The 25,305-nt window shown below is 61.1% G+C and carries 21 protein-coding genes; 15 read left to right on the forward strand and 6 right to left on the reverse strand.

Annotated features, from left to right (window positions below):
• Positions 1 to 132 precede the first annotated feature (132 nt).
• From pyrB to ridA, 3 genes are all read left to right on the forward strand, one after another.
• Entirely contained in the window at positions 133 to 1,068 is a 936-nt protein-coding gene (pyrB, locus tag GKN89_RS13615; RefSeq protein ID WP_154747181.1) for an aspartate carbamoyltransferase, read from the forward strand.
• 12 nt (positions 1,069 to 1,080) lie between these two features.
• Positions 1,081 to 1,545 carry an aspartate carbamoyltransferase regulatory subunit gene (gene pyrI / locus GKN89_RS13620; protein ID WP_019453298.1) on the forward strand — a complete coding sequence of 155 codons (465 nt, stop codon included), beginning with the start codon at positions 1,081 to 1,083 and terminating at the stop codon, positions 1,543 to 1,545.
• Positions 1,546 to 1,701: 156 nt separating this feature from the next.
• The gene (ridA, locus tag GKN89_RS13625) at positions 1,702 to 2,088 is read left to right on the forward strand and encodes a 2-iminobutanoate/2-iminopropanoate deaminase (protein WP_154747182.1); all 387 of its coding nucleotides are present in this window, start codon (positions 1,702 to 1,704) and stop codon (positions 2,086 to 2,088) included.
• Between the two features lie 52 nt (positions 2,089 to 2,140).
• On the opposite strand, the gene GKN89_RS13630 is transcribed toward ridA, so the two are convergent.
• Together GKN89_RS13630 and mgtA are read right to left on the reverse strand one after the other, a co-directional pair.
• Positions 2,141 to 4,531, reverse strand: a complete 2,391-nt coding sequence (locus GKN89_RS13630) for a beta-N-acetylhexosaminidase (protein ID WP_154747183.1) — start codon at positions 4,529 to 4,531, stop codon at positions 2,141 to 2,143.
• A gap of 211 nt (positions 4,532 to 4,742) precedes the next feature.
• Positions 4,743 to 7,451 (reverse strand): magnesium-translocating P-type ATPase, encoded by a 2,709-nt coding sequence (gene mgtA, locus GKN89_RS13635; protein WP_154747184.1) that lies wholly within the window; start codon positions 7,449 to 7,451, stop codon positions 4,743 to 4,745.
• A gap of 422 nt (positions 7,452 to 7,873) precedes the next feature.
• On the opposite strand from mgtA, the gene treR reads away from it, so the two are divergent.
• The 3 genes from treR to treC all read left to right on the forward strand — a co-directional run bounded on the left by treR (position 7,874) and on the right by treC (position 12,106).
• Positions 7,874 to 8,821 (forward strand): trehalose operon repressor TreR, encoded by a 948-nt coding sequence (gene treR, locus GKN89_RS13640; protein ID WP_019453303.1) that lies wholly within the window; start codon positions 7,874 to 7,876, stop codon positions 8,819 to 8,821.
• Positions 8,822 to 8,958: 137 nt separating this feature from the next.
• A complete protein-coding gene (gene treB, locus GKN89_RS13645) occupies positions 8,959 to 10,374 on the forward strand; it encodes a PTS trehalose transporter subunit IIBC (protein WP_015376449.1) in 1,416 nt (471 codons plus the stop codon).
• A gap of 67 nt (positions 10,375 to 10,441) precedes the next feature.
• Positions 10,442 to 12,106, forward strand: a complete 1,665-nt coding sequence (treC, locus tag GKN89_RS13650; RefSeq protein WP_154747185.1) for an alpha,alpha-phosphotrehalase — start codon at positions 10,442 to 10,444, stop codon at positions 12,104 to 12,106.
• A gap of 28 nt (positions 12,107 to 12,134) precedes the next feature.
• On the opposite strand, the gene GKN89_RS13655 is transcribed toward treC, so the two are convergent.
• Positions 12,135 to 12,659 carry an NAD(P)H-dependent oxidoreductase gene (locus GKN89_RS13655; protein WP_154747186.1) on the reverse strand — a complete coding sequence of 175 codons (525 nt, stop codon included), beginning with the start codon at positions 12,657 to 12,659 and terminating at the stop codon, positions 12,135 to 12,137.
• Positions 12,660 to 12,764: 105 nt separating this feature from the next.
• Here GKN89_RS13655 and GKN89_RS13660 point away from each other — a divergent pair, with 105 nt between their 5' ends.
• The 3 genes from GKN89_RS13660 to nrdG all read left to right on the forward strand — a co-directional run bounded on the left by GKN89_RS13660 (position 12,765) and on the right by nrdG (position 16,695).
• Entirely contained in the window at positions 12,765 to 13,679 is a 915-nt protein-coding gene (locus GKN89_RS13660; RefSeq protein WP_154747187.1) for a LysR family transcriptional regulator, read from the forward strand.
• A gap of 244 nt (positions 13,680 to 13,923) precedes the next feature.
• Positions 13,924 to 16,062, forward strand: coding sequence for an anaerobic ribonucleoside-triphosphate reductase (gene nrdD, locus GKN89_RS13665; RefSeq protein ID WP_370520206.1), 2,139 nt, complete (start codon positions 13,924 to 13,926; stop codon positions 16,060 to 16,062).
• Positions 16,063 to 16,230: 168 nt separating this feature from the next.
• Complete coding sequence (gene nrdG, locus GKN89_RS13670) at positions 16,231 to 16,695, forward strand: anaerobic ribonucleoside-triphosphate reductase-activating protein (protein ID WP_033636852.1); 465 nt, start codon at positions 16,231 to 16,233, stop codon at positions 16,693 to 16,695.
• Positions 16,696 to 16,896: 201 nt separating this feature from the next.
• Here the strand turns inward: nrdG and GKN89_RS13675 are convergent, their stop codons facing one another.
• The 3 genes from GKN89_RS13675 to GKN89_RS13685 form a co-directional block, all read right to left on the reverse strand.
• Positions 16,897 to 17,994, reverse strand: coding sequence for a hypothetical protein (locus tag GKN89_RS13675; RefSeq protein ID WP_152903441.1), 1,098 nt, complete (start codon positions 17,992 to 17,994; stop codon positions 16,897 to 16,899).
• A gap of 151 nt (positions 17,995 to 18,145) precedes the next feature.
• The gene (locus GKN89_RS13680) at positions 18,146 to 19,255 is read right to left on the reverse strand and encodes a hypothetical protein (RefSeq protein WP_370520207.1); all 1,110 of its coding nucleotides are present in this window, start codon (positions 19,253 to 19,255) and stop codon (positions 18,146 to 18,148) included.
• 283 nt (positions 19,256 to 19,538) lie between these two features.
• Positions 19,539 to 20,594 carry a permease gene (locus GKN89_RS13685; RefSeq protein ID WP_154747189.1) on the reverse strand — a complete coding sequence of 352 codons (1,056 nt, stop codon included), beginning with the start codon at positions 20,592 to 20,594 and terminating at the stop codon, positions 19,539 to 19,541.
• 227 nt (positions 20,595 to 20,821) lie between these two features.
• On the opposite strand from GKN89_RS13685, the gene phnF reads away from it, so the two are divergent.
• From phnF to phnK, 6 genes are read left to right on the forward strand one after another with little or no spacing between them, the layout of a single operon-like run.
• Positions 20,822 to 21,550, forward strand: a complete 729-nt coding sequence (gene phnF, locus GKN89_RS13690) for a phosphonate metabolism transcriptional regulator PhnF (protein WP_047025109.1) — start codon at positions 20,822 to 20,824, stop codon at positions 21,548 to 21,550.
• Positions 21,551 to 21,994, forward strand: coding sequence for a phosphonate C-P lyase system protein PhnG (phnG, locus tag GKN89_RS13695; protein ID WP_016929298.1), 444 nt, complete (start codon positions 21,551 to 21,553; stop codon positions 21,992 to 21,994). It begins immediately after the preceding gene.
• A 3-nt stretch (positions 21,995 to 21,997) separates the two neighbouring features.
• The gene (gene phnH / locus GKN89_RS13700) at positions 21,998 to 22,579 is read left to right on the forward strand and encodes a phosphonate C-P lyase system protein PhnH (RefSeq protein ID WP_154747190.1); all 582 of its coding nucleotides are present in this window, start codon (positions 21,998 to 22,000) and stop codon (positions 22,577 to 22,579) included.
• Positions 22,579 to 23,664, forward strand: a complete 1,086-nt coding sequence (locus tag GKN89_RS13705) for a carbon-phosphorus lyase complex subunit PhnI (RefSeq protein ID WP_154747191.1) — start codon at positions 22,579 to 22,581, stop codon at positions 23,662 to 23,664. Before phnH ends, GKN89_RS13705 begins: the two co-directional genes overlap by 1 nt.
• Entirely contained in the window at positions 23,657 to 24,517 is an 861-nt protein-coding gene (locus GKN89_RS13710; RefSeq protein ID WP_063991585.1) for an alpha-D-ribose 1-methylphosphonate 5-phosphate C-P-lyase PhnJ, read from the forward strand. Before GKN89_RS13705 ends, GKN89_RS13710 begins: the two co-directional genes overlap by 8 nt.
• On the forward strand, positions 24,517 to 25,305 hold the full coding sequence (gene phnK, locus GKN89_RS13715) for a phosphonate C-P lyase system protein PhnK (protein WP_019453318.1): 789 nt from the start codon (positions 24,517 to 24,519) through the stop codon (positions 25,303 to 25,305). The genes GKN89_RS13710 and phnK overlap by 1 nt, the downstream gene beginning before the upstream one ends.

Genomic DNA, 25,305 nt, shown 5'->3' on the forward strand with positions numbered 1-25,305 from the left:
TCGGCGGCCAGCTGCCGTTGTTTCTCCTGTTGCTAAACCGATCGTTTCAAGCCCCTCATTGAGGGGCTTTTTTTTGCCTTGAGAATATCCCAAAGTCCCGCGCCACGGGCACGCGTCGAGGAGGAGTGAAAAATGGCCAACCCGCTGTATCACAAACACATCATCTCTATTAACGATCTCAGCCGCGAGGATCTGGAGCTGGTGCTGCGCACCGCCGCCGGTCTGAAAGCCAACCCGCAGCCGGAGCTGTTGAAACACAAGGTGATCGCCAGCTGCTTCTTTGAAGCCTCGACCCGTACCCGCCTGTCGTTCGAAACCTCGATGCACCGCCTCGGTGCCTCGGTGGTCGGTTTCGCCGACGGCAGCAACACCTCGCTCGGCAAGAAAGGCGAAACCCTGGCCGACACCATCTCGGTGATCAGCACCTACGTAGACGCCATCGTGATGCGCCACCCGCAGGAAGGTGCGGCGCGCATGGCTTCGGAGTTCTCAGGCAACGTGCCGGTGCTCAACGCCGGCGACGGCGCCAACCAGCACCCGACCCAGACCCTGCTGGATCTGTTCACCATCCAGGAAACCCAGGGCCGCCTGAGCAACCTCAGCATCGCCATGGTCGGCGACCTGAAGTACGGCCGCACCGTGCACTCGCTCACCCAGGCGCTGGCCAAGTTCGAAGGCAACCGCTTCTACTTCATCGCCCCGGACGCGTTGGCGATGCCGGCCTACATCCTGAAAATGCTGGACGAGAAAGGCATCGAGTACAGCCTGCACGGCAGCATTGAAGAAGTGGTGCCGGAGCTGGATATTCTCTACATGACCCGGGTGCAGAAAGAGCGCCTCGATCCGTCCGAGTACGCCAACGTGAAGGCGCAGTTCGTGCTGCGCGCCGCGGATCTGGCCGGCGCGCGCACCAACCTCAAGGTGCTGCACCCGCTGCCGCGCATCGACGAGATCGCCACCGACGTGGATAAAACGCCGCACGCTTACTACTTCCAGCAGGCGGGCAACGGCATCTTCGCCCGCCAGGCGCTGCTGGCGCTGGTGCTCAACGCAGATTTGGCTCTTTAAGGGGGAACCGCCATGACTCATGACAACAAACTGCAGGTCGAAGCGATCAAATGCGGCACGGTGATCGACCACATTCCGGCGCAGATCGGTTTCAAACTGCTGACGCTGTTCAAGCTGACCGCCACCGACCAGCGCATCACCATCGGCCTGAACCTGCCTTCCAACGAGCTGGGCCGCAAGGATCTCATCAAGATCGAGAACACCTTCCTGACCGAGCAGCAGGCCAACCAGCTGGCGATGTACGCGCCGAAGGCCACGGTGAACCGCATCGATAACTATGAAGTGGTGCGCAAGCTGACTCTCAGCCTGCCGGACCACATCGACGGCGTGCTGACCTGCCCGAACGGCAACTGCATCAGCCGCAGCGAGCCGGTGGCGTCGAGCTTCAGCGTGAAGCCGCGCGATGGCGAAGTGCACCTGAAGTGCCGCTACTGCGAAAAAGAGTTCGAGCATCAGGTGGTGCTGCAGGCGGACTGAATTCTGCCCCTTTGCGGGAGCGGCGCTGTTAATCTGCGCGTCACTCCCTATAATGGATGCCTGAAAATAACTCTACCCACGTTGCTACCCACCGAATTTTACGCTGCGGCCGACCGCGCGGCGGCGTGAAAGACAACGGGTCTATCAGGAGAAAACATGTCACGTAACATCAGCACTGAACTCGCCCCGGCAGCCATTGGTCCTTATGTACAGGGCGTTGATCTGGGCAGCATGATCATCACTTCCGGCCAGATCCCGGTCGATCCAAAAACCGGCACCGTCGCCGACGACGTGGCCGCTCAGGCGCGCCAGTCGCTGGAAAACGTCAAAGCGATCGTCGAAGCCGCCGGCCTGAACGTTGCCGACATCGTGAAAACCACCGTGTTCGTGAAAGACCTGAACGACTTCGCCACCGTCAACGCCGCGTACGAAGCCTTCTTCACCGAGCACAGCGCGCCGTTCCCGGCCCGCTCCTGCGTGGAAGTGGCGCGTCTGCCGAAAGACGTGAAGATCGAAATCGAAGCCATCGCCGTGCGTCGTTAATCGACACGTATGCGAATCACGGCCAGTGCAGACTGGCCGTTTTTATTTGTCCTCACTCTGTTTTAAGACCACGCAGCAGCGCCTCCAGCGGGTATACCGCCGCAATCACCACTTCGTCACGCGTCTGCGCCGCCGCATCCAGCTGGCGCTGCGCTTGCTCGGCCTCGGCCCGGCTCAACGGTTTGTCCTGCTGATGGCGCTCCAGCAGCGTTAAGCCCAGCGTGGCCAGGGTGCCAACGTCCTGCGCCACCGGCGCCAGATCCCGCAGCGTGCGGTTGCCCGCGATCGCCGTCTGCAGCGCCGCGCCGTTCGTCTGCCAGCGCTGCAGCCGTTCACGCAGCGCCTGCGCCGCGGCCTTATCGCGCTTGTCCTGCAACAAGGCCGCGACCTGGGCATGCATGGCGCGCACCGCCTCGCTTTCCGGCGGCAGCGCATCGGCAAAGCGGTTCAGCGGTTCGAACTGGTGATAGTTGCCGGCCTGGAACTTCAGGTGCTGGCGGGTGTAATACTGCGCCGGTTCCACCGCCTCGGCCAGGATCTGCAGCGGCGCGATCTGCACGCTGTTGCTCAGGCGGGTGAATTCGCGCGCCGTTTCCGCGTGCTGCTGCAGGCCGACCGACACCACCGACCAGGCGTCGATCGCCGCCAGCCGCCGATACATGTTGCTTTCATCGGTGACGTCCTGCGCCGACCACAGCCGCTCCGCCACTGCAAAAGCGCGCGGCCACAGCTTGAGATCGAGAAGCGGCGCACGCACGTTTTCCGCCCACAGCGCCGCTTCCCCGCCGAGGATCTTGGCCTGCCCCTTCTCATCCGGCACCACCGGCATCTTGCCTGCCGGTGCCGCCGCCAGTTTCTCGCCCTGGGTGGGATAGCGTACGTTACCGACCAGCGTATAGCCGCTGAGCTTGTCCTGTTGCAGCGTGAACACCGGCCGTGTGTCGCCCATCCAGGTATCGACGCGGAACGTCACCTGCTGCGGCGTACGCCAGACGATGTCGTGCACCGCGCGGCGTGACTTGCCGTTGAAATCGATAAAGCCGCGCCAGCCCTGCTTGCCCTCGATCAGCGTGAAGCTGCCCTCCACCGCGCTGCCCTTCAGGCGCGGCATGCTGAAACGCCAGCTTTGCGCCTGCTCGCCGGGCTGCACCGCCGTCTCGACCCCCAGCGGCTGCGGCAGAATTTCATTGCGGTAGTGATAGGCGGTGCTTTGCGGCTGATCGAGATAGAAACCGGTGGAGAGAATGCCTTGATAGCCGTCCTGGGCGCTGGCGCCCAGCGAGTCCTGCCCCTGCCAGGATTGAATGACGATCGAACGCGGCAGCGACGGATGGTAGATCTCATCCCAGCCAACCATCTGCCGCTGGTGCTTCTCGAGGATCTTTTCCAGCTTCTGGTTGAAGTAAGCCTGCAGCGCATGGGTATCCGCCAGCCCGTTCTTCTGCATAAACGCCTGAATCGACGGCGACGCCCGCCACTGGCTTGCGTCAACTTCATCGCCGCCAATGTGCAGATAAGGATCGGGAAAGATCGCCGCCAGTTCACCGACGATCGTGTCGACAAACTGATAAACCTCGTCACGGCTCGGATCGAGCGTCGGCTTATGCACACCCCACTCGCGCTCCATGCGATACGGCCCCGGCGCGCTCATCAGTTCGGGATAGGCCACCGCGATGCTGGAGGCGTGCCCCGGCATGTCGATCTCCGGCACCACGCGAATGCCGCGCGCCGTGGCGTAAGCCACCACCTGCCGCATTTGCTCGCGGGTGTAAAACTGGCCGTCGCTGGCCTGCTGCTGCAGTTTGGGGTAATGCTCGGAGGCGAAGCGCCAGCCCTGATCGTCGCTCAGGTGCCAATGGAACACGTTGAGCTTGGCCGCCGCCATGCCGTCAAGCTGGCGCAGAATGTCCGGCAGCGGCAGGAAATGGCGCGCCGAATCCAGCAGCACGCCGCGCCACGGGAAGCGCGGCACGTCGCGGATATCCACCAGCGGCAGGAAGGTGTTTTTCCCGTCGGTCTGCAGCAGCTGCAGCAGGGTCTCCATGCCGCGCAGCGCGCCGAAGCGGGTGTTGGCGGTCAGCGTAGCGCCCTGCGCCGTAACCGCCAGCCGGTAGCTTTCGTCGCTGCCCGGCAGCGGCTGCGCCGCCACCCGGTCCTTGATCACCACCTTGATCGCCGCGCCGTTCGCTTCTTCCCTCGGCGCCAGCGTCCAGCCGGTCTGCAGTTCGATGCGCTGACGCCAGCGTGGCAGGGCGTCACCCAGATCGTCGCCCTGGAGGCTTAACGCCAGCCGGTGATCCAGCACCAGCTTGCCCGCCGGTTGCGTCACTTCCACCTGCTGCGGCCAGGGCATCAGCGGCAGATCGCCCGCCGGCTGCGCCAGCGCGCCGCAAGAAAGCCATAACGATGAAGCCAGTAGCGTATAACGGAAAGGTCTGTGCATCGGAAATTCCTCAGAGGAAAAAAACAAAATATCCCCAATGAATTTCAAACCACCGCTAGGCGATAAACAACAACGCGGTGGCTTGAAAGGCGCAGGGGAAAACAGCCAACGCTGTAGATAAAGACTCAGCACAGAACAGATGTCCAACCGTTGCGGTGAAAAAGCGGACGGGATCACAATTGCCCCCTCCCGGCCGGAGGGGGCGAACGGGTTATTGCCAGCCGTAGCGGCGCACGAACCAGCCTTTCACGCACTGGGTCAGCACCATGTAACCGGCGAGGATCAGCACCAGCCACGGGAAGTAGCCGAGCGGCAGCGCCTGCAGCTGCAGGAAGCCGGCCAGCGGCGAGAACACCAGGCCGATGCCGGTGGCGATCACCGCCAGCGTCATGATGCACAGCGGCCAGGACGGGCGGCTCTGGATAAACGGAATTTTGCGCGTGCGGATCATGTGCACGATCAGCGTTTGCGACAGCAGCCCTTCAACGAACCAGCCGGACTGGAACAGCGTCTGCATTTCCGGCGTATTGGCCTTGAATACCCACCACATCAGGCTGAAGGTCAGCACGTCGAAGATTGAACTGATCGGCCCAAAGAACACCATAAATCGCCCCAGATCGGCGGAGTTCCAGCGCTGCGGCTGGGTGATCTGATCGTCGTCGACGTTATCGAACGGGATGGCGATCTGTGAGATGTCGTACATCAGGTTCTGAATCAACAGGTGCAGCGGCAACATCGGCAGGAACGGCAGGAAGGCGCTGGCAATCAGCACGCTGAACACGTTACCGAAGTTGGAGCTGGCAGTCATCTTGATGTATTTCAGCATGTTGGCGAAGGTGCGGCGCCCTTCGATCACCCCCTGCTCCAGTACCATCAGGCTTTTTTCCAGCAGGATGATGTCCGCCGCTTCCTTGGCGATGTCCACCGCCGAATCGACGGAGATGCCGATATCGGCCGCGCGCAGCGCCGGCGCATCGTTGATGCCGTCGCCCATAAAGCCCACCACGTGCCCCTGGCGGCGCAGCAGTTTGACGATGCGCTCTTTGTGCAGCGGCGTCAGCTTGGCGAACACCGTGGTGCGCGCCGCCGCCTGCGCCAGCTGCTCGTCGTCCATCAGCTCGATCTCGCTGCCGCGCAGCAGGTGATCGGCCGCCAGCCCGACGTCCCGGCACACTTTGGCCGCCACCAGCTCGTTGTCGCCGGTGAGGATCTTCACCGTGACGCCGTTCTGTTTCAGCGCCGCCAGCGCCGGCGCGGTGCTCTCCTTCGGCGGATCGAGGAAGGCGACGTAACCTTCGAGGATCAGGTCCGATTCATCCGCCACGCCGTATTCATGGGTTTGTGCCGGCAGGATCTTGTTGGCCACCGCCACCACCCGCAGCCCCTGCTGGTTGAGATCGTCGGTGATGCGGCGAATGCGTGCCAGCAGCGCCTCGCTGAGCGGGATCACCTCGTCTTCGTGGCGCACGTGGCTGCAAATCGCCAACATCTCTTCCAGCGCGCCCTTGCACACCAGCTCGTGATACTCGTTGTCTTTGGCCACCACCACCGACATGCGGCGGCGCACGAAGTCGAACGGGATCTCATCCACCTTGCGGTAGTGCTGCAGCGCCTCCGGCTGCTGATTTTGCTCCGCGCAGCTCAGCACCGCCACGTCGAGCAGGTTTTTCAGCCCGGTCTGGTAGAAGCTGTTCAGCCAGGCGTAGCGCAGCACCCGCTCGCTGCTGGCGCCGAACACGTCGGTGTGGCGCTCCAGCACGATCTTGTCCTGGGTCAGGGTGCCGGTCTTGTCGGTGCACAGAATATCCATGGCGCCGAAGTTCTGGATGGCGTCCAGTCGTTTGACGATCACCTTCTGGCGCGACAGCTTCACCGCCCCTTTGGCCAGCGTCGAGGTGACGATCATCGGCAGCATTTCCGGCGTCAGCCCGACCGCCACCGACAGCGCGAACAGCGCCGCTTCCCACCAGTCGCCCTTGGTGTAGCCGTTGATCAGCAGCACGATCGGCGTCATTACCAGCATAAAGCGGATCAGCAGCCAGCTGACCTTGCTGATACCGCTCTGGAAGGCGTTCGGCTGTTCATCCTGGCTGGTGACGCGCTGCGCCAGCTGGCCGAAATAGGTGCTGCCGCCGGTGCCGATCACCATCGCCAGCGCGGTGCCGCTGACCACGTTGGTGCCCATGAAGCACAGGTTCTGGCAATCGAGCGGATCGGCCGCCAGCGTCTGCGGCGCCGCAGATTTCTCCACCGGCAACGATTCGCCGGTCAGCGCCGCCTGGCTGATGAACAGATCCTTGGCCGACAGCACGCGCAGATCCGCTGGGATCATGTCGCCGGCCGCCAGCTTGATGATATCGCCCGGCACCAGCTGCGCGATCGGCAGCTCCACATGCTCGCTCCTGCCGGTGAGCGCATCGCTGCGGATCACCGTGGCGGTGTTGCTCACCATCGCTTTCAGCGCATCGGCCGCCCGGTTGGAGCGCGCCTCCTGGATGAAGTTCAGCAGCGTGGAGATCAGCACCATCAGCGCGATCACCAACGCGCCGGTGAGATCTTCGGTGGCGTAAGAGATCATGCCGAGCGCGGTCAGCAGCAGGTTGAACGGGTTGCGGTAGCAGTGCCAGAGGTGTTGCCACCAGGCCTCTTTCTGCTGATCGTCGATGACGTTCTCGCCGCAGCGCTGGCGCACCTGTTCCGCCTCATGGGCGGTGATACCTTCCGGGTGGCTGTGAAAACGCTCAAACAGCTGCATCGTCTCTGCGGCGGCGCATTCCAGTCGCTGCTGCGCCAGGCCGGCCGGCATATCGCGCGCAGCGCCGCTGACGCTGTCCAGCAGGCTGTCGCGGTGCACCAAACGGCGCGGAAGGCCGCGGGCGAACAGGCCCAGCAGCTGACGGGGGAGTTTTTTCAGTTTCATGGTTCGCACCTCGTCGCCCGGTGCCTCACGGCAGCGGGTAAACGGGGATCGTCATCGGCCGGGCGGATGGCGGGCACGCCAAAAAGCCTCTGCCAATGCAGATCCTTATTCTTTTTTCAGCAGCAGGAGCGAACGACGAAGCGCGCGCCACCGGTTACCGTGATGTACTTCACCGGTAAAACAGCAGCGCCAGGCGGAGAGGTTTTACCGGAGAACCGAGTGAGTGTCTAAAGCAGTCGGGTCGGGGTCCATATGGGGTATAACCTCCGGTAAAGGGAAAAACAGAGCGGCATGAGCGGCCGTTCATCGCAATGTCACAATCCCGTTTTGCATCAAGATCCGCGTCGGAAAATGAGCTATGCTGACGGGCATTCATTATTGGCCGTCAATTTACGCCTTACAACCTAAACGACAAGTAAACCATGCAAAACCGGCTGACCATCAAGGACATCGCACGCCTGAGCGGCGTAGGCAAATCCACCGTCTCACGCGTGCTGAACAATGAAGGCAGCGTGAGCCCGCAAACCCGTGAACGGGTGGAAGCGGTGATCCGTCAGCAAGGGTTTACCCCCTCCAAGTCGGCGCGCGCCATGCGTGGCCAAAGCGACAAGGTGGTGGGCATCATCGTTTCCCGTCTCGATTCGCCGTCGGAAAACCAGGCGGTGCGCACCATGCTGCCGCTGCTGTATCAGCAGGGCTTCGACCCGATCGTGATGGAGAGCCAGTTCGAAACCCGCCTGGTGCAGGAGCACCTGCACGTGCTGCACCAGCGCAACGTCGACGGCGTGATCCTGTTCGGTTTCACCGGCCTGACCGCGGCGATGCTCAAACCATGGCAGGAAAAAATGGTGGTGATGGTGCGCGAATACGACGGCTTCTCGTCCGTCTGCTACGACGACGCCGGCGCGGTGAACCTGCTGATGGATCGTCTGTACCGGCAGGGGCATCGGCATATCGGCTATCTGGGGGTGCAGCTCAGCGACGCCACCACCGGCCAGCGCCGCTACCAGGCCTATCTCGACGCCTGTGAACGCCTCAAGCTCACGCCGCGCGCCACGCTGGGCGAGCTGAGTTACCAGAGCGGTTTCCAGCACGCCGCCGAAGTGATCGATGCGCACACCAGCGCGCTGATCTGCGCCTCCGACAGCATCGCCCTCGGCGCGATCAAATACCTGCAGCAGCAACCGGCGCGCGCCATTCAGGTGTGCGCCATCGGCAATACCCCGCTGCTCAGCTTCCTGTTCCCCGATACCCTGTCTGTCGAGTTCGGCTACGGCAGCGCCGGCCTGCTGGCAGCGCAGCAGCTGCTGGCGCAGCTCAGCGGCGAACAGGGGATCCGCCGCCTGGTGGTGCCCAGCAAACTGTCCTGACGATCTGCTTGGAAGTTGACCATTTTTTGTCATTTTGTGATCCTCGCCCCAAACTGGGAACGTTCCCATTTCATTCAAAAAGCCGAGTGGCTAAGCTTTGATCATTACTCAGTCAACACCTCTGCAGGTATCCCATAATGAGCAAAGTAAAACAGCAGGATATTGATCGCCTGATTGTTTTGGTCGGCGGCCGCGAGAACATCGCCACCGTCAGCCATTGCATTACCCGGCTGCGTTTCGTCCTCAATGACCCCAGCAAGGCCAGCCCAAAGGAAATCGAAGAGCTGCCGATGGTCAAAGGCTGCTTCACCAACGCCGGGCAGTTCCAAGTGGTGATCGGCACCGACGTCGGCGACTACTATCAGGCGCTGATCGCCAGCACCGGCGTCAACGAGGCCGACAAGGAACAGGCCAAGGTGGCGGCACGCCAGAACATGACCTGGACCGAGCGCACCATCTCCCACTTCGCCGAGATCTTCTTCCCGCTGCTGCCGGCGCTGATCAGCGGCGGTCTGATCCTCGGCTTCCGCAACGTGATCGGCGACATCCCGATGTCCGGCGGCCAAACGCTGGCGCAGATGCACCCGGCGTGGAAGACCGTTTACGACTTCCTGTGGCTGCTGGGTGAAGCGATCTTCATGTTCCTGCCGGTGGCCATCTGTTGGTCGACGGTGAAAAAGATGGGCGGCACGCCGGTGCTCGGCATCGTGCTGGGCGTGACCCTGGTGTCGCCGCAGCTGATGAACTCCTACCTGCTCGGCCAGCAAACGCCGGAAGTGTGGAACTTCGGCTGGTTCGTGATCCAGAAAGTGGGCTATCAGGCGCAGGTGATCCCGTCGATCCTGGCGGGGATGGCGCTGGGCTGGATCGAAACCCGGCTGAAAAAGATCGTCCCCGACTATCTCTATCTGGTGGTGGTGCCGGTGGTCTCGCTGCTGCTGGCGGTGTTCCTGGCGCACGCGCTGATCGGGCCGTTCGGCCGCATGATCGGCGACGGCGTCGCCTGGGCGGTGAAAGCGGTGATGACCGGCAGCTTCGCGCCGGTGGGTGCTGCGCTGTTCGGCTTCCTGTATGCGCCGCTGGTGATCACCGGCGTGCACCAGACCACGCTGGCCATCGACATGCAGATGATCCAGAGCATGGGCGGCACCCCGGTATGGCCGTTGATTGCGCTGTCCAACATCGCGCAGGCTTCGGCGGTGCTCGGCATCATCATCATCAGCCGCAAGGCCAACGAGCGTGAAATCTCGGTGCCGGCGGCGATCTCCGCCTATCTCGGCGTGACCGAACCGGCGATGTACGGCATCAACCTCAAATACCGCTTCCCGATGCTGTGCGCGATGATCGGCTCCGCCCTCGCCGGCCTTATCTGCGGCCTGGACGGCGTGATGGCCAACGGCATCGGCGTCGGCGGCCTGCCGGGCATCCTGTCTATCAAACCGCAGTTCTGGCTGATTTACTCGCTGGCAATTCTGGTAGCGATCGTCATCCCGCTGGTGCTGACCATCATGGTCTACAAACGCAAGGCCGCCCGCGGCGAGCTGCCGGTTTAATTGACGCAATATGAATGTAGGAGCCTGCTCGCGCAGGCTCGTTGTCACGATTCAAAGGTATACAGCTATGAGCAACCCAACCCCCTGGTGGCAGAACGGCGTCATCTACCAAATTTATCCGAAGAGTTTTCAGGACAGCACCGGCAACGGCTACGGCGATTTGGCCGGCGTGACGCGGCGGCTGGACTATCTGCAGGAACTGGGCGTCGACGCCATCTGGCTGACGCCGGTCTACGTATCGCCACAGGTGGACAATGGCTATGACGTGGCGGACTACTGCGCCATCGATCCGGCTTACGGCACCATGGCGGACTTCGAGCAGTTGGTCGCCGCTGCCCACCGGCGCGGTATCCGCATCGTGATGGACATGGTGTTCAACCACACCTCGACCGAGCATCCGTGGTTCAAGGCCGCACAGGATCGCCACAGCCCGTATCGCCAGTTCTACGTCTGGCGCGACGGCGAGGGGGATACGCCGCCGAACAACTGGCGTTCCAAATTTGGCGGCAACGCCTGGCAGTGGCACGCCGACAGCGGCCAGTACTACCTGCACCTGTTCGCCGCCGAGCAGGCGGATCTCAACTGGGAACACCCGCCGGTGCGCGAAGAGCTGAAGAAAGTGTGTCAGTTCTGGGCGGACAAAGGCGTCGACGGCCTGCGCCTCGATGTGATCAACCTGGTGTCCAAACAGCAGGACTTCCCGTCCGACAGCCAGGGCGACGGCCGCCGCTTCTACACCGACGGCCCGCGCATCCACGAGTTCTTGCAGGAGATGAGCCGCGACGTGTTCCAGCCGCGCGGCCTGATGACGGTGGGCGAGATGTCCTCCACCACGCTCGAGCATTGCCAGCAATACGCGGCACAGAGCGGCGAAGAGCTGTCGATGACCTTCAACTTCCACCACCTGAAGGTGGACTACGCCGGCGGCGAAAAATGGACGCGGGCGGCGCCGGATTATGTGGAGCTGAAGCAGATCTTCCGCCACTGGCAGCAAGGAATGCACAACCGCGCCTGGAACGCGCTGTTCTGGTGCAACCACGATCAGCCGCGCATCGTGTCGCGCTTCGGCGATGAAGGCGCACTGCGGCTGCCGGCCGCCAAAATGCTGGCGATGGTGCTGCACGGCATGCAGGGCACGCCTTATATCTACCAGGGTGAAGAGATCGGCATGACCAACCCCGGCTTCCGCGCCATTGAACAGTATCGCGACGTGGAAAGCCTGAACATGTACGCCGAACTGAGCGCTCAGGGCCGCAGCGATGCCGAACTGCTGGCGATCCTGGCCGACAAATCGCGCGACAACGGCCGCACGCCGATGCAATGGAGCGCCGCGCCGCACGCCGGTTTCACCACCGGCACGCCGTGGATCGGCTGCGCCGAGAACTACCCGCAGATCAACGCCGAAGCGGCGCTGGCCGACCTCGACTCGGTGTTTTACGCCTACCGCCAGCTGATCACCCTGCGCAAGCAGTACCCGCTGCTGACCCACGGCGACTATCAGGATCTGGCGCCGGAACACCCGGCACTGTGGTGCTATCAGCGCAGCTGGAACGGCCAGCGCCTGCTGGTGGTGGCCAACCTGAGCCGCGAGCCGCAGGCCTGGGCGGCGGCGGGCGTGGAGCCTTCCGCCCAGTGGCGCCCGCTGATGAGCAACTACAGCGACTCGGCAGACCAGCCGCAGGCGCTGACGCTGCGGCCGTTCGAAGCGGTGTGGTGGCTGCTCGAAGACTAACCCCGCAGGGCGCGGCGAGCGCTGCGCCCTACAATTTCCCCAGCAACGCCACCACCCCGGCGGCCTCTTGCGCCAGGCGTTCATCGCTCATGTCGAATACGCCCTGCACCAGATGCGGCGGCAGGTAATCCATGCCGGTCAGGTTGGCCATGGCGTGGAACGGCAGCAGCAGATCCTGCACCGGATAACGGTTGTATCCTTCCGCCGTATAGGCCTGCGCGTTGCCGCCGGTGCTCACCACCAGCTGCAGCGGCTTGCCGTGCAGCTGGGTGCCTTCGCTGCCGTAGGCGAAACCGTAGGTTAATACCGCATCCTGCCATTCGCTGAGGATCGCCGGCGAACTGTACCAATAAAACGGGAACAACATCACTACCGCATCATGGCTCTGCAGCAGTTCCTGCTCGCGCGCCACGTCGATGCGGTAATCCGGGTAAGCGCGGATCAGTTCGTGAACGGTAACGTTGGGCAACGGACTCAGCGCCGCGATCAGCGCTTTGTTGATGCGCGACTCGTCGGGGGTGCGGTGGGCGGTTAACACTAAAATGCGCGACATAACGATTCCTCGGTCATAAGAAGATGAGGGCATTTTTCCATTTCTGCCGCTTCGGGTGTAGGCTGTTAAAGGTCACTTCAATTTCAACCAAAAGTATCAACCACTATGTCGCTGCCCTTTGACGTGCACCGCCTGCTGCCGGCCTTCCTCGCCGCCGCACAGGCGCAAAATTTCTCCGCCGCCGCTCGCCAGCTGGGCGTGACGCCGGCGGCGGTCAGCAAAAACATCCGCGCGCTGGAAGAGAAGCTGGCGCTGCGGCTGTTCCAGCGCAACACCCACAATGTGCTGCTGACCGACGAGGGCAAAGCGCTGCTGGCGCAGGTGGCGCCGCTGTGGCAGGCGTTGGCGGCCACGCTGGAGAGCGCCGGCGGCGAACGGCAGGCGCCGGCCGGGGTGGTGCGCGTCAGTATGATCCCCGGCTTCGGCCGCCAGATGCTGATGCCATTGATCCCGCAATTTCTGGCGCGCTATCCGCAGATCGATCTCGATCTGTCGCTGGACGCCCGGGTGGTGAACCTGGTGGGCGAAGGCTTCGACGTCGGCATCGGCAGCCGGGTCGATCCCGACAGCCGGCTGGTAGCCCGCCCGCTCTACCCGATGCACATGGTGCTAGCGGCCTCGCCCGACTATCTGGCGCAGCGTGGTGAGCCGCAAACGCCGCACGATCTGCTGCGCCACGACTGCCTGCTGCACCGCAACCCGGGCAACGGCCGCCACGTCAAATGGCAGCTGCGCCATCAGGGCGAAACCCTGGCGCTGGATCTGAACGGCCGGCTGGTGGTCAGCCGGCCGGAGATGTTGCTGGATGCGGCGCTGGCCGGGCTCGGCATCGTCAACCTGGCGCGCTGGTACGTTGAAAAGCACTTCGAGCAAGGCACGCTGCGGCCGGTGCTGGCGCAATGCTGGCCGCGCCCGGTGCAGCTGTGGCTCTATTACGCTTCGGCGGATCTGCCGCCGCGGGTGCGCGCCTGGGTCGATTTTCTGCTGGAACATTTTCGCGATCGGCCGGCGGGCGATTGACGTCTGTTCAGCTTGCACACGCTCTTCCGTTTTCCTTGTTCTACATCAAAAGAATCGCGCCAATATCTATATATAGTGCATTAAGAATTGTGAACACCTATATATAGTAGTTATCCACAAAATCATCCACACGTCGCCACAGCCCTTGCGCGCTGCGGCTTTGCCCTGTGGATAAGCGAAATTTGACGGTTGCTCGCCGCGTCAGGCGGGTATGAACGCTCCCTCGGGGAACAAGGAGTACAACGTGAAACCAGTAGTGATTAAGCGGGACGGTTGCCAGGTACCTTTTGACGAAGCGCGCATCGCGCAGGCCATCGAGCGCGCCGCGCTGGCGGTGGGCGTAGTCGACGCCGACTACTGCGCCACCGTCGCCCGCGTGGTCGCTCAGCGCATGCAGCAACAGCCGCGCGTCGATATCCACGAGATCCAGCAGGCGGTGGAAAACCAGCTGATGGCCGGCGAGTACAAACAGCTGGCGCGCGCCTATATCGAATACCGCCACGATCGCGACGTGGCGCGCGAGCTGCGCGGCCGCCTGAACCAGGAGATTCGCGGCCTGGTCGAGCAGAGCAACCGCGCGCTGCTGAACGAAAACGCCAATAAGGACAGCAAGGTGATCCCCACCCAGCGCGACCTGCTGGCGGGCATCGTCGCCAAACACTACGCCAAGCAGCACATCCTGCCGCGCGACGTGGTGCTGGCCCATGAACGCGGCGAAATTCACTACCACGATCTCGACTACTCGCCGTTTTTCCCGATGTTCAACTGCATGCTGATCGATCTGAAAGGCATGCTGACCAACGGCTTCAAGATGGGCAACGCTGAGATTGAGCCGCCGAAGTCGATCTCCACCGCCACCGCCGTGACCGCGCAGATTATCGCCCAGGTCGCCAGCCATATCTATGGCGGCACCACCATCAACCGCATCGATGAAATTCTGGCGCCGTTCGTCGACGAGAGCTTCCGCAAACACCTGCAGGTGGCGGAAGAGTGGCAGATCCCGGACGCCAAAGGCTATGCCATGGCGCGCACCGAGAAAGAGTGTTACGACGCCTTCCAGTCGCTGGAGTACGAGGTCAACACCCTGCACACCGCCAACGGCCAGACGCCGTTCGTCACCTTCGGCTTCGGCCTCGGCACCAGCTGGGAGTCGCGCCTGATCCAGCGCTCGATATTGAAAAACCGCATCGCCGGGCTGGGCAAAAACCGCAAGACCGCCGTGTTCCCCAAGCTGGTGTTCGCCATCCGCGACGGCCTCAACCACCAGTACGGCGATCCGAACTACGACATCAAGCAGCTGGCGCTGGAGTGTGCCAGCAAGCGCATGTACCCGGATATCCTCAACTACGATCAGGTAGTGAAGGTCACCGGCTCGTTCAAAACGCCGATGGGCTGCCGCAGCTTCCTCGGCACCTACGAGCAGGACGGCGAGCTGGTGCACGACGGCCGCAACAACATCGGCGTCATCAGCCTCAACCTGCCGCGCATCGCGCTGGAGGCGATGGGCGATGAGTCGCGCTTCTGGACGCTGCTGGATCAGCGCCTGCAGCTGGCGAAAAAGGCGCTGATGACGCGCATCGCCCGGCTGGAAGGTATCAAGGCGCGGGTGGCGCCAATCTTGTACATGGAAGGCGCCTGCGGCGTGCGGCTCAAGGCCGACGACAACATCGCCGAGATCTTCAAGAACGGTCGCGCTTCAATTTCGCTGGGCTATATCGGCCTGCACGAGACCATCAACGCGCTGTTCGGCGGCGAAAACCACGTGTATGACGACGAAGCGCTGCGCGCCAAAGCGGTGGCGATCGTCGCGCGGCTGCGCGCCGCCGTCGACGCCTGGAAAGACGAGACCGGCTACGGCTTCAGCCTCTACAGCACGCCGAGCGAGAACCTGTGCGATCGCTTCTGCCGGCTGGACACCGCCGATTTCGGCGTGGTGCCGGGCGTCACCGACAAGGGCTATTACACCAACAGCTTCCACCTCGACGTGGAGAAGAAGGTCAATCCGTACGACAAGCTGGACTTCGAAGCGCCCTACCCGCCGTTGGCCAGCGGCGGCTTCATCTGCTACGGCGAATACCCGAACCTGCAGCACAACCTGAAGGCGCTGGAAGACGTGTGGGACTACAGCTACAGCCGGGTGCCTTACTACGGCACCAACACGCCGATCGACGAGTGCTACGAATGCGGCTTCACCGGTGAATTCTCCTGCACCAGCAAAGGCTTCACCTGCCCGAAATGCGGCAACCACGACTCGGCCAAGGTCTCGGTCACTCGCCGGGTGTGCGGCTATCTCGGCAGCCCCGATGCCCGGCCGTTCAACGCCGGCAAGCAGGAAGAGGTGAAACGCCGGGTAAAACACCTCGGTAATGGGCAGCTCGGCTGAGAAACGCCGCGCTGCCTATGCAGAAGCCTGTTCATCAGGCGTGATTGTCGCAGCCAGCTTGCCTTCGGCCAGCGCGCACCAACCGCAGCGTACACGCAGTACGTGAGGATTGGCAGCACTGCCCGGAGGCAAAATGGCCAGTAAAATAGCCTGATGGGCAGGCCTCACATGAATTATCACCAGTATTACCCAATCGACGTCGTCAACGGCCCCGGCACCCGCTGCACGCTGTTTGTCGCCGGCTGCGTGCACCAGTGCCCCGGCTGCTACAACAAAAGCACCTGGCGGCTCAACTCCGGCCAGCCGTTTACCCCGGCGCTGGAAGACCGCATCATCGCCGATCTGAACGATACGCGCGTGCCGCGCCAGGGGCTGTCGCTCTCCGGCGGCGATCCGCTGCACCCGGCCAACGTGCCGAGCATCTTAACGCTGGTGAAACGGGTGCGCGCCGAGTGCCCCGGCAAGGATATCTGGCTGTGGACCGGCTACCGGCTGGCAGAGCTGGACGCACAGCAAATGCAGGTGGTGGACAGGATCAACGTGCTGATCGACGGCAAGTTCGTGCAGGATTTGAAAGACCCGGCGCTGATCTGGCGCGGCAGCAGCAACCAGGTGGTGCATAGGTTGCGATGAGCTGGCGGTACGTGTCTCGACACGTGTTAATCCAAAGTAGGCCTGGCACAGCTGCGGCTACGGCTACGGCTACGGCTACGGCTACGGCTACGGCACAGAACTAAACCTGATCTGATAGGCGGCTTTGTGCCAATTACAGACTTTGGCGTAAATTTATATGTATGTTTATCAATCTATGAGGCTAGTCGGTCAAATCGATAACTATTTAGTATTTTTATCAAGATAGATTTTTACTTCACCTTCCCAAAGCCCATAATCTTTTACCTGCACACCGATAAAGACAGTAAAGAAATCTTTATCTAAAATGTCACTGACCACATAAAAATCCTCTACTCGATCAATACACTCAAGAGTGGTTTGTCTTTCCACCGGAAAATGGTTTTCTGGGCCTAAAGCCGAATGATAAATCACTTCAAGTTTTAAAATCCGCTCAAGCCAAATAGTGCACTTGAACAAATTATAATATTCAGAAAGGTTTACTCCAACTTCAGGTTGTCCGTAAACTTCTCCTTTCTGCGTTGATAAGCAGATCATGAGATGCTGTGATAGTCTATCTATACCTGAAATGATCTTAATATCACCATTTTCAATAAGAAGATCACCAGTATCGTCTAAAGCCAAATCACTCCCAAGGTTACGACCACTAATTCGTTTTGTTCTTGGTGATACTTTTAACTCTAAAAATAGGCCAGTAGATGTGAAAACCATTCTAGGGGGAATTGTGAGTAAACGGGCATCACTAAGTGATTCCGAAATTATACATTTCCCTTCATAAGTAAGATCGTCGAAGCAATTTATCACATTTAAAATGTCAAACTTATCACCAGAAATGTATTCATCAATTTTTATATTCCATGTAGTGGGTTCAACTGATAATAATTCTCCAGTAAAAATCAATTGACTACCTAACCTAAACAATTCGGATATGGCTTCTTTCGGTAGCTTTAGATGTTCATGTTGAATCTTACGTTCATGTTCCTCTTTCATTTGAAATAATACTTCGGGAGTGAATATTACTTCATCTCTATCAATCATTACAGAATGGGTTACGCATAACCAAATACCATTAGTGATATCGGAACGTTCTTCAGAGGTCATATCACTTTTGTATCGCCTGCCGCCAGGAGCTGCAGCATAAATATGAGAAGCAACGCCGGTGTTATTCACCGCAGATCTAGACTCATTACTGGGTCCACATGTAATCTGGGCACAGCCTGTAAAAGAACATCTAAAATTCGCTCTTGCAGCTAAAGCTTGCTTAGTCTTGGAAGAAAAATCATCTCTGTTTTCTTTGCCCATCTTTCCTTTCTCATCACACTGTCAATCTAAATGAAATCGTTATACAACAACCAACCGCCCCTGTCTGCACCTTGCTCACAACGGACCTGATAGCCACGCAGCCTATCGGCTGCGAGCCAAGAGCGGACATTACAAACATCATTAGATCACCTTATAATTTATCTTCAGCTTCTTGGATCAGCTTTAAAAGTAGTTTCATATCTAGACAAATATATCCGTATGTAAAGCTTGTCTCGACGACATTTTTTGTAGATTTGCGCAGATCAGAATGTACATGATCAGGGCCGTAAGGTACTTTGTGATGATCGGCTGAATCGACCCTAGACAACTGTTTTCCTTCAGGGGTCATTATTATATAGGCATAATTCGATGGAGATTGGTGTCTAATTACTACGGTGACCCCCGACGTTCTTCGGGCGGTTACAGTTTCCCCTACAACTTTCATGATAGTGCACTTGAAATTTACTTTAAGTATTTCGCAGGTCTGCTCAAGCATTTCTTCAGTAGTCAGTGGACGCATATTTGAGAACATAACTGTTCCACCCAAATGATTCGAGAGATAGTTGAGAAGAATTGATTGCTTCTGAGATTCCTCTTCGTGTGTCAAACACAGCTGCATACCAATCATCATGCCTGACTTCCCCCAAACAGTACTGGTCGCCATGCGATCGGTTTTTTCACCACAAACCAAGCACTTTCCACCAGAGGACAGCCATATAGCTTGATCTACAGCAGTATTCTTAAGCCGCCCTCCCAGCAGACCATCGAATAATCTCGAGTCAGATTTCCTTTTTTCGTACCACGGATTATAACGTTGTACATACCCCGTATCATCAATGAGCTTTGAAAAGCTGGCATCATCTACTGGAGTGAGTCTGATTCCGTGTTGCTCGAGATAAACACCAATATGGCCAAACCAGAAAAGGTCTTTTGATTTCAAAAAATAAATTCTGGCTGCTGGAAAGCGGACAGTTGGTGCATACATTGCATTTACATGAAAAGTACCTGCGCTGATATAAACATGTACATTCGTTGCTCCTTGCATCATCCAAAGTAATATTTCTTTGCTCGAAACTTCAATTGCCAAAACTGGATTTTCTTTTCTCAGTATATTGCCACCAAAGCATTGAATAACATTATCCGTTGCAGTTCCACTTAATTTAAAATTGATGCAGTCAGTAATTACATCATTAAGTCTCAAAGTTTCATCCTTTATTATTTCAAATGGGGCTGCGCCTAAGTATACCGGCCACTGATACACCAATACCACCTTGTTACCAGATAGTTTTTTACACCGCAAGGGAGGCATGTCCATTCCTCGCTCAAAGCCGACCAACAGCGCCCCTAGACACTGTAAGTCCAGCTGTGAGCTAGCGCAGCTCAACACCCTCGTCGATAGCGCCCCCGGATCTTCGCTTTGAATAAAGCCATTCGTTTTCCTGCCTCCGAATGGCTTAGATAAATCGCTGTGCCGGTGCTTAAACGTTCAAAGGCGCCATCTCCTCCCTTGAGACAGCATCGAACCACTCATCAGCAACGGTAAGTTACACCAACCCCATCCCCACCACGCCGGTCAGCACGCCGCACAGCACCACCAGCGCCGCCGTCAGGCACAACGCCCGGGCGGAGAAGGCTTTGTTGAGCATCAGCAGCGAAGGCAGGCTGACCGCCGGCAGGGTCATCAGCAGCGCCAGCGCCGGGCCGGCGCCCATGCCCGCCAGCATCATGGTCTGTACGATCGGGATTTCTGCTGCGGTGGGGATAACGAACAGGCAGCCGACGATCGCCAGGCCGATGATCCACAGCAGGCTATTGTCGACGGCGCCGTCGGCGTGCGGGAACAGCCAGACGCGCGCCGCCCCCAGCGCCAGTACCGCCAGCACGTAGATCGGGATGGTCGACCAAAACAGCGCCCACAGCGCTTTGCCCCAGCGGGCGAGGAACGGCTGCTCGTCGTTCTGCGCCGTCATCAGCGGCGGCTGCGGCGCGGCGGGTTGCGGATCGTTGGCGGTCACGCGCTGCACCAGCCAGGCGATACCCAGCACCATCACCACGCCCGCCACCAGGCGGATGGCGGCGAACGGCCAACCGAGCACAAACCCCATAAACACCAGCGTCGCCGGGTTCAATACCGGATTGGCGAGCCAAAAGGCCAGCGCGGCGCCGCTGGACACCGACTGACGGCGCATGCCGGCGGCAACCGGTGCGGCGCAGCAGGTGCACATCATGCCCGGCAGCGCGATCAGCGCCCCCAGCACGGTGCCGGAAAAACGCCGGTGGCCGAGCGTGCGCGCCAGCCAGTCGCGCGGGATCAGCACCTGTACCAGCGAGCCTAACAGCACCCCGAGCAGCGCCGCCTTCCACACCGCGGTGAAGTAGACCAGCGCGTACTGCCAGGCCGCCAGCCAGGGGCTCGCGGCGCCGTCGGCCAGGATCGACTTGCCGATCGAGTGGCTGTCCGCCGCCACGAAGGCCTTGCCGTAGTAAGGCTGCCATTTGACGTAGTAGAGGCCGACGGCCACCACCAGCAGAAACAGGATCGGTTTCCACAGCGGCCAGGCGCGTGGGGCGTGTTCAGGGGCGTTCAGAGGTTGCGGCATGGTAGCGGCCAGAGTCAGTCAACAGTGGCGCCAGCATAGCGCGCCGCCGCCGCTCGTGCACGCCCGGGCTGTCCTAAATAGTTCATCTGTTCGCCACCGAGGCGTAACGCGATTGTCATCTGCGCCCGTCACCATGATGCCAACTTGAAAACCACAGGGTAGACGCACGATGAAACGCACCGCTTCCGCCTTCATCGCACAGCCATCGGTATGACGAGGTTTTTATTATGATGGAGTTATCTAGACATCCGACCACTTATCCCACCCGCTATCAGCAGATCGCCGCGCAGCTGGAACAGGAGCTGCGCACGCAATACCGCTGCGGCGACTACCTGCCTTCGGAACAGCAGCTGGCCGAGCGTTATCAGGTCAATCGCCACACCCTGCGCCGCGCGGTGGATCAGCTGGTGGAACGCGGCTGGCTGCAGCGCCGCCACGGCGTCGGCATTCTGGTGCTGATGCGGCCTTACGACTACCCACTGCACGCCAACACCCGCTTCAGCCAGAACCTGTTCGAGCAGGGCAGCCATCCCACCAGTGAGCGCTTACTCGCTGTCTTGCGCCCGTGCAATGGGCATGTTGCCAGCGCGCTCTCACGTGAAGAAGGCGAAATGGTGATCCACCTGCGCACCCTGCGCCGGGTCAACGGCGTGCCGATGAGCGTGATCGACCACTATCTGCCCGATCTGGAGTGGTGGCCGGCGCTGCAGCAGTTCCACAGCGGTTCGCTGCACCAGTTTATCGAACAGCACCTCCAGCAGCCGCTGACCCGCCGCCAGACGCGCATCAGCGCGCGCCGCGCGCAGGCCAAAGAGAGCCGGCTGCTGGAGATCGCCACCCACGCGCCGCTGCTGTGCGTGCGCACCCTTAACGTCCGCAGCGGCGGCGAAGACGTGGCGGAATACTCCGTCAGCCTGGCCCGCGCCGACATGATTGAACTGACGATGGAGCACTGAATGCACGCCTTAGAGTCGAGACAACGCTGGATGTCGGTGCTGGCGCACAGCCGGCCCGAGCAGCTGCGCAGCCACTGGCAGGCGCTGAACCTCAGCCCGGGTTACCGCAGCATCCGCGCGCCGGAGATCGGCCTGGCCCAGCTGCAGGGGCGCATGGGCGCCACCGGCCGCCGCTTCGTGCTGGGGGACATGACGGTCACCCGCGCGGTGGTGCAACTGGACAACGGCGGCTATGGCTACAGCTATATCGCCGGGCGCGACAAGGCGCACGCCGAGCTGTGCGCGCTGGCCGATGCGCTGCTGCAACAGCCGGAACACGGCGAACGCCTGCAACAACAGCTGATCGCGCCGCTGGCCGCGCTGCAGCACGAACAGCGCCAGCTGCGCGCCCGGGCGATCGCCGCCAGCCGGGTGGACTTCTTTACGCTGGTGCGAGGGGATTAAGCCATGAGTTTATTGACCGGTTTTGAACAACCGATAGACCAATCGCAGCACGCTTTCCGTTTGATTCTTAAAGCCTTGAGCGAACCGGGCCACCGGGTGACGCTGCCGAACGGCCCGGCCTGGGCGCCGCTGAACGCCGCCAGCACCGCCGCGCTGCTGACGCTGGCCGATCAGGAAACGCCGCTGCAGCTGTGCGCTGCACTCAATAGTGAGCAAGTGCTAACCAACATTCGTTTTCACAGCGGCGCGCCGCTGGCCGCCACGGCGCAGGAGGTCTGCTTTGCCCTGTTCGATAAGCACCTGCAGGCCACCGATCTGCAGGCGTTGCCGCACGGCACTGAAATCTCGCCGGAATGCGGCGCCACGGTGGTGGTGCAGCTCGCCGAGCTGGAGAACGGCGCCGTGCTGCGCCTGACCGGCCCCGGCATCGAGAATCATCGCCTGATCGCACCGCGCCTGCCGCCGGCGCTGCTGGATTATCTGGTCAACCGTCCGCAGCGCTTCCCGCTGGGGCTGGATATTTTGCTGACCTGCGGCGATCGCCTGCTGGCGATCCCGCGGACCACCCGCGTGGAGGTGTGCTGATGTACGTAGCGGTAAAAGGGGGCGAAAAAGCCATTGAGGCCGCCCATCAGCTGCAGGAACAGCTGCGGCGCGGCGACGAGGCGCTGCCGGCGATCGGCGCGGAACAAATCGAACAGCAGCTGGGGCTGGCGGTGGATCGGGTGATGACCGAAGGCGGCATCTACGATCGCGAGCTGGCGGCGCTGGCCATCAAACAGGCCAGCGGCGATCTGGTGGAGGCGATTTTCCTGCTGCGCGCCTATCGCACCACCCTGCCGCGCCTGGCGGTCAGCGAGCCACTGGCCAGCAAAAACATGCGGCTGGAGCGGCGCATCTCGGCGGTTTACAAGGACTTGCCCGGCGGGCAGGTGCTGGGGCCGACCTACGACTACACCCACCGGCTGCTGGACTTCGCGCTGCTGGCGGAAGGCGAAGCGCCGCGTGCGCCGCAGGCCGACGAACCGCTGCCGGACAACTGCAGCCACGTGTTCGATCTGTTGTGTCGCCAGCAGCTGGCGCGCGAAGAGCAGGACGACGGCAGCACACCGGACGACATCACCCGCAACCCGCCGGTTTACCCCTGCTCGCGCTCGGCGCGCCTGCAGCAGCTGGTGCGCGGCGACGAAGGCTTCCTGCTGGCGCTCGGCTACGCCACCCAGCGCGGCTACGGCCGCAACCACCCGTTCGCCGGCGAGATCCGCACCGGCCACGTTTCGGTGGAGATCGTGCCTGAAGAGCTCGGTTTCGCCATCGATATCGGCGAGATCCTGCTGACCGAGTGCGAAATGGTCAACGGCTTCGTCGATCCCAAGGACCATCCGCCGCACTTCACCCGCGGTTACGGGCTGGTGTTCGGCCGCGCCGAACGCAAGGCGATGGCGATGGCGCTGGTGGACCGCGCATTGCAAAGCCCCGACTACGGCGAAGGCGTCGCCGGCCCGGCGCAGGACGAAGAGTTCGTGCTGGCCCACGCCGACAACGTCGAGGCCGCCGGCTTCGTCTCCCATCTCAAGCTGCCGCACTACGTCGACTTCCAGGCCGAACTGGAGCTGCTCAAGCGGCTGCGACAGGAATACAGCGAGCGTCAGGAGGCCCGCGATGAGTGAAGTATTGACCGGCTATAACCTCGGTTATCTGGACGAGCAGACCAAGCGCATGATCCGCCGCGCCCTCCTCAAGGCGGTGGCGATCCCCGGCTATCAGGTGCCGTTCGGCGGCCGCGAGATGCCGATGCCCTACGGCTGGGGCACCGGCGGCATTCAGCTCACCGCCAGCGTCATCGGCCGCGCCGACGTGTTGAAGGTGATCGACCAGGGCGCCGACGACACCACCAACGCGGTGTCGATCCGCCGCTTCTTCCAGCGCGTCGCCGGGGTGGAAACCACCGAGCGCACGCCGGAGGCTACGCTAATCCAGACCCGTCACCGAATTCCGGAAACCGCGCTGCGCGAAGACCAGATCCTGATCTATCAGGTGCCGATCCCGGAGCCGCTGCGCTTTATCGAACCGCGCGAAACCGAGACCCGCAAGATGCACGCGCTGGAGGAGTACGGCGTGATGCAGGTGAAGCTGTATGAGGACATCGCGCGCTACGGCCATATCGCCACCACCTACGCCTACCCGGTGAAGGTCAACGATCGCTACGTGATGGATCCGTCACCGATCCCAAAATTCGACAACCCGAAAATGCACATGATGCCGGCGCTGCAGCTGTTCGGCGCCGGGCGCGAGAAACGCATCTACGCCCTGCCGCCATTCACCAAGGTGGAGAGCCTGGACTTCGACGATCATCCGTTCAGCGTGCAGCAGTGGGACGAACCCTGCGCGCTGTGCGGCTCGCGCCACAGCTACCTGGACGAGGTGGTGCTCGACGATCGGGGCAACCGCATGTTCGTCTGTTCGGACACCGACTACTGCCGGCAGCAGCTGGCGCAATCTTCGCAAGAGGCGCAGCACTGATGACTTCCACCCCTTTGAGCACCACCCCGCTGCTGTCGGTGAACCAGCTCACCCACCTGTACGCCCCCGGCAAGGGCTTCAGCGACGTGTCGTTCGACATCTACCCCGGTGAAGTGCTGGGCATCGTCGGCGAATCCGGCTCCGGCAAAACCACGCTGCTGAAATCGATCTCGGCGCGGCTGGCGCCGCAGCACGGGCAGATCCTTTACCGCCCGCAGGCGGACCAGGAACACGATCTGTACGCCATGGCGGAGAGCGATCGCCGCCGCCTGCTGCGCACCGACTGGGGCGTGGTGCATCAGCATCCTCTCGACGGGCTGCGGCCGCAGGTCTCCGCCGGCGGCAACATAGGCGAGCGGCTGATGGCCATCGGCCAGCGCCACTATGGCGACATTCGCCGCCAGGCCGGCCAGTGGCTGGAGGACGTCGAGATCCCGCTGTCGCGCCTCGACGATCTGCCGACCACCTTCTCCGGCGGCATGCAGCAGCGGCTGCAGATCGCCCGCAATCTGGTCACCCACCCCAAGCTGGTGTTTATGGATGAGCCGACCGGCGGGCTGGACGTGTCGGTGCAGGCGCGCCTGCTCGATCTACTGCGCAATCTGGTGGTGGAGATGCAGCTGGCGGCGGTGATCGTCACCCACGATCTCGGCGTGGCGCGGCTGCTGGCCCACCGCCTGCTGGTGATGAAACAGGGCGAAGTGGTGGAGAGCGGCCTGACCGACCGGGTGCTGGACGATCCGCACCATCCTTATACCCAGCTGCTGGTTTCTTCGGTGCTGTCGTAA

Source organism: Serratia sp. YC16, from assembly GCF_009707615.1.
In the GTDB taxonomy this organism is placed as follows: domain Bacteria; phylum Pseudomonadota; class Gammaproteobacteria; order Enterobacterales; family Enterobacteriaceae; genus Serratia; species Serratia surfactantfaciens.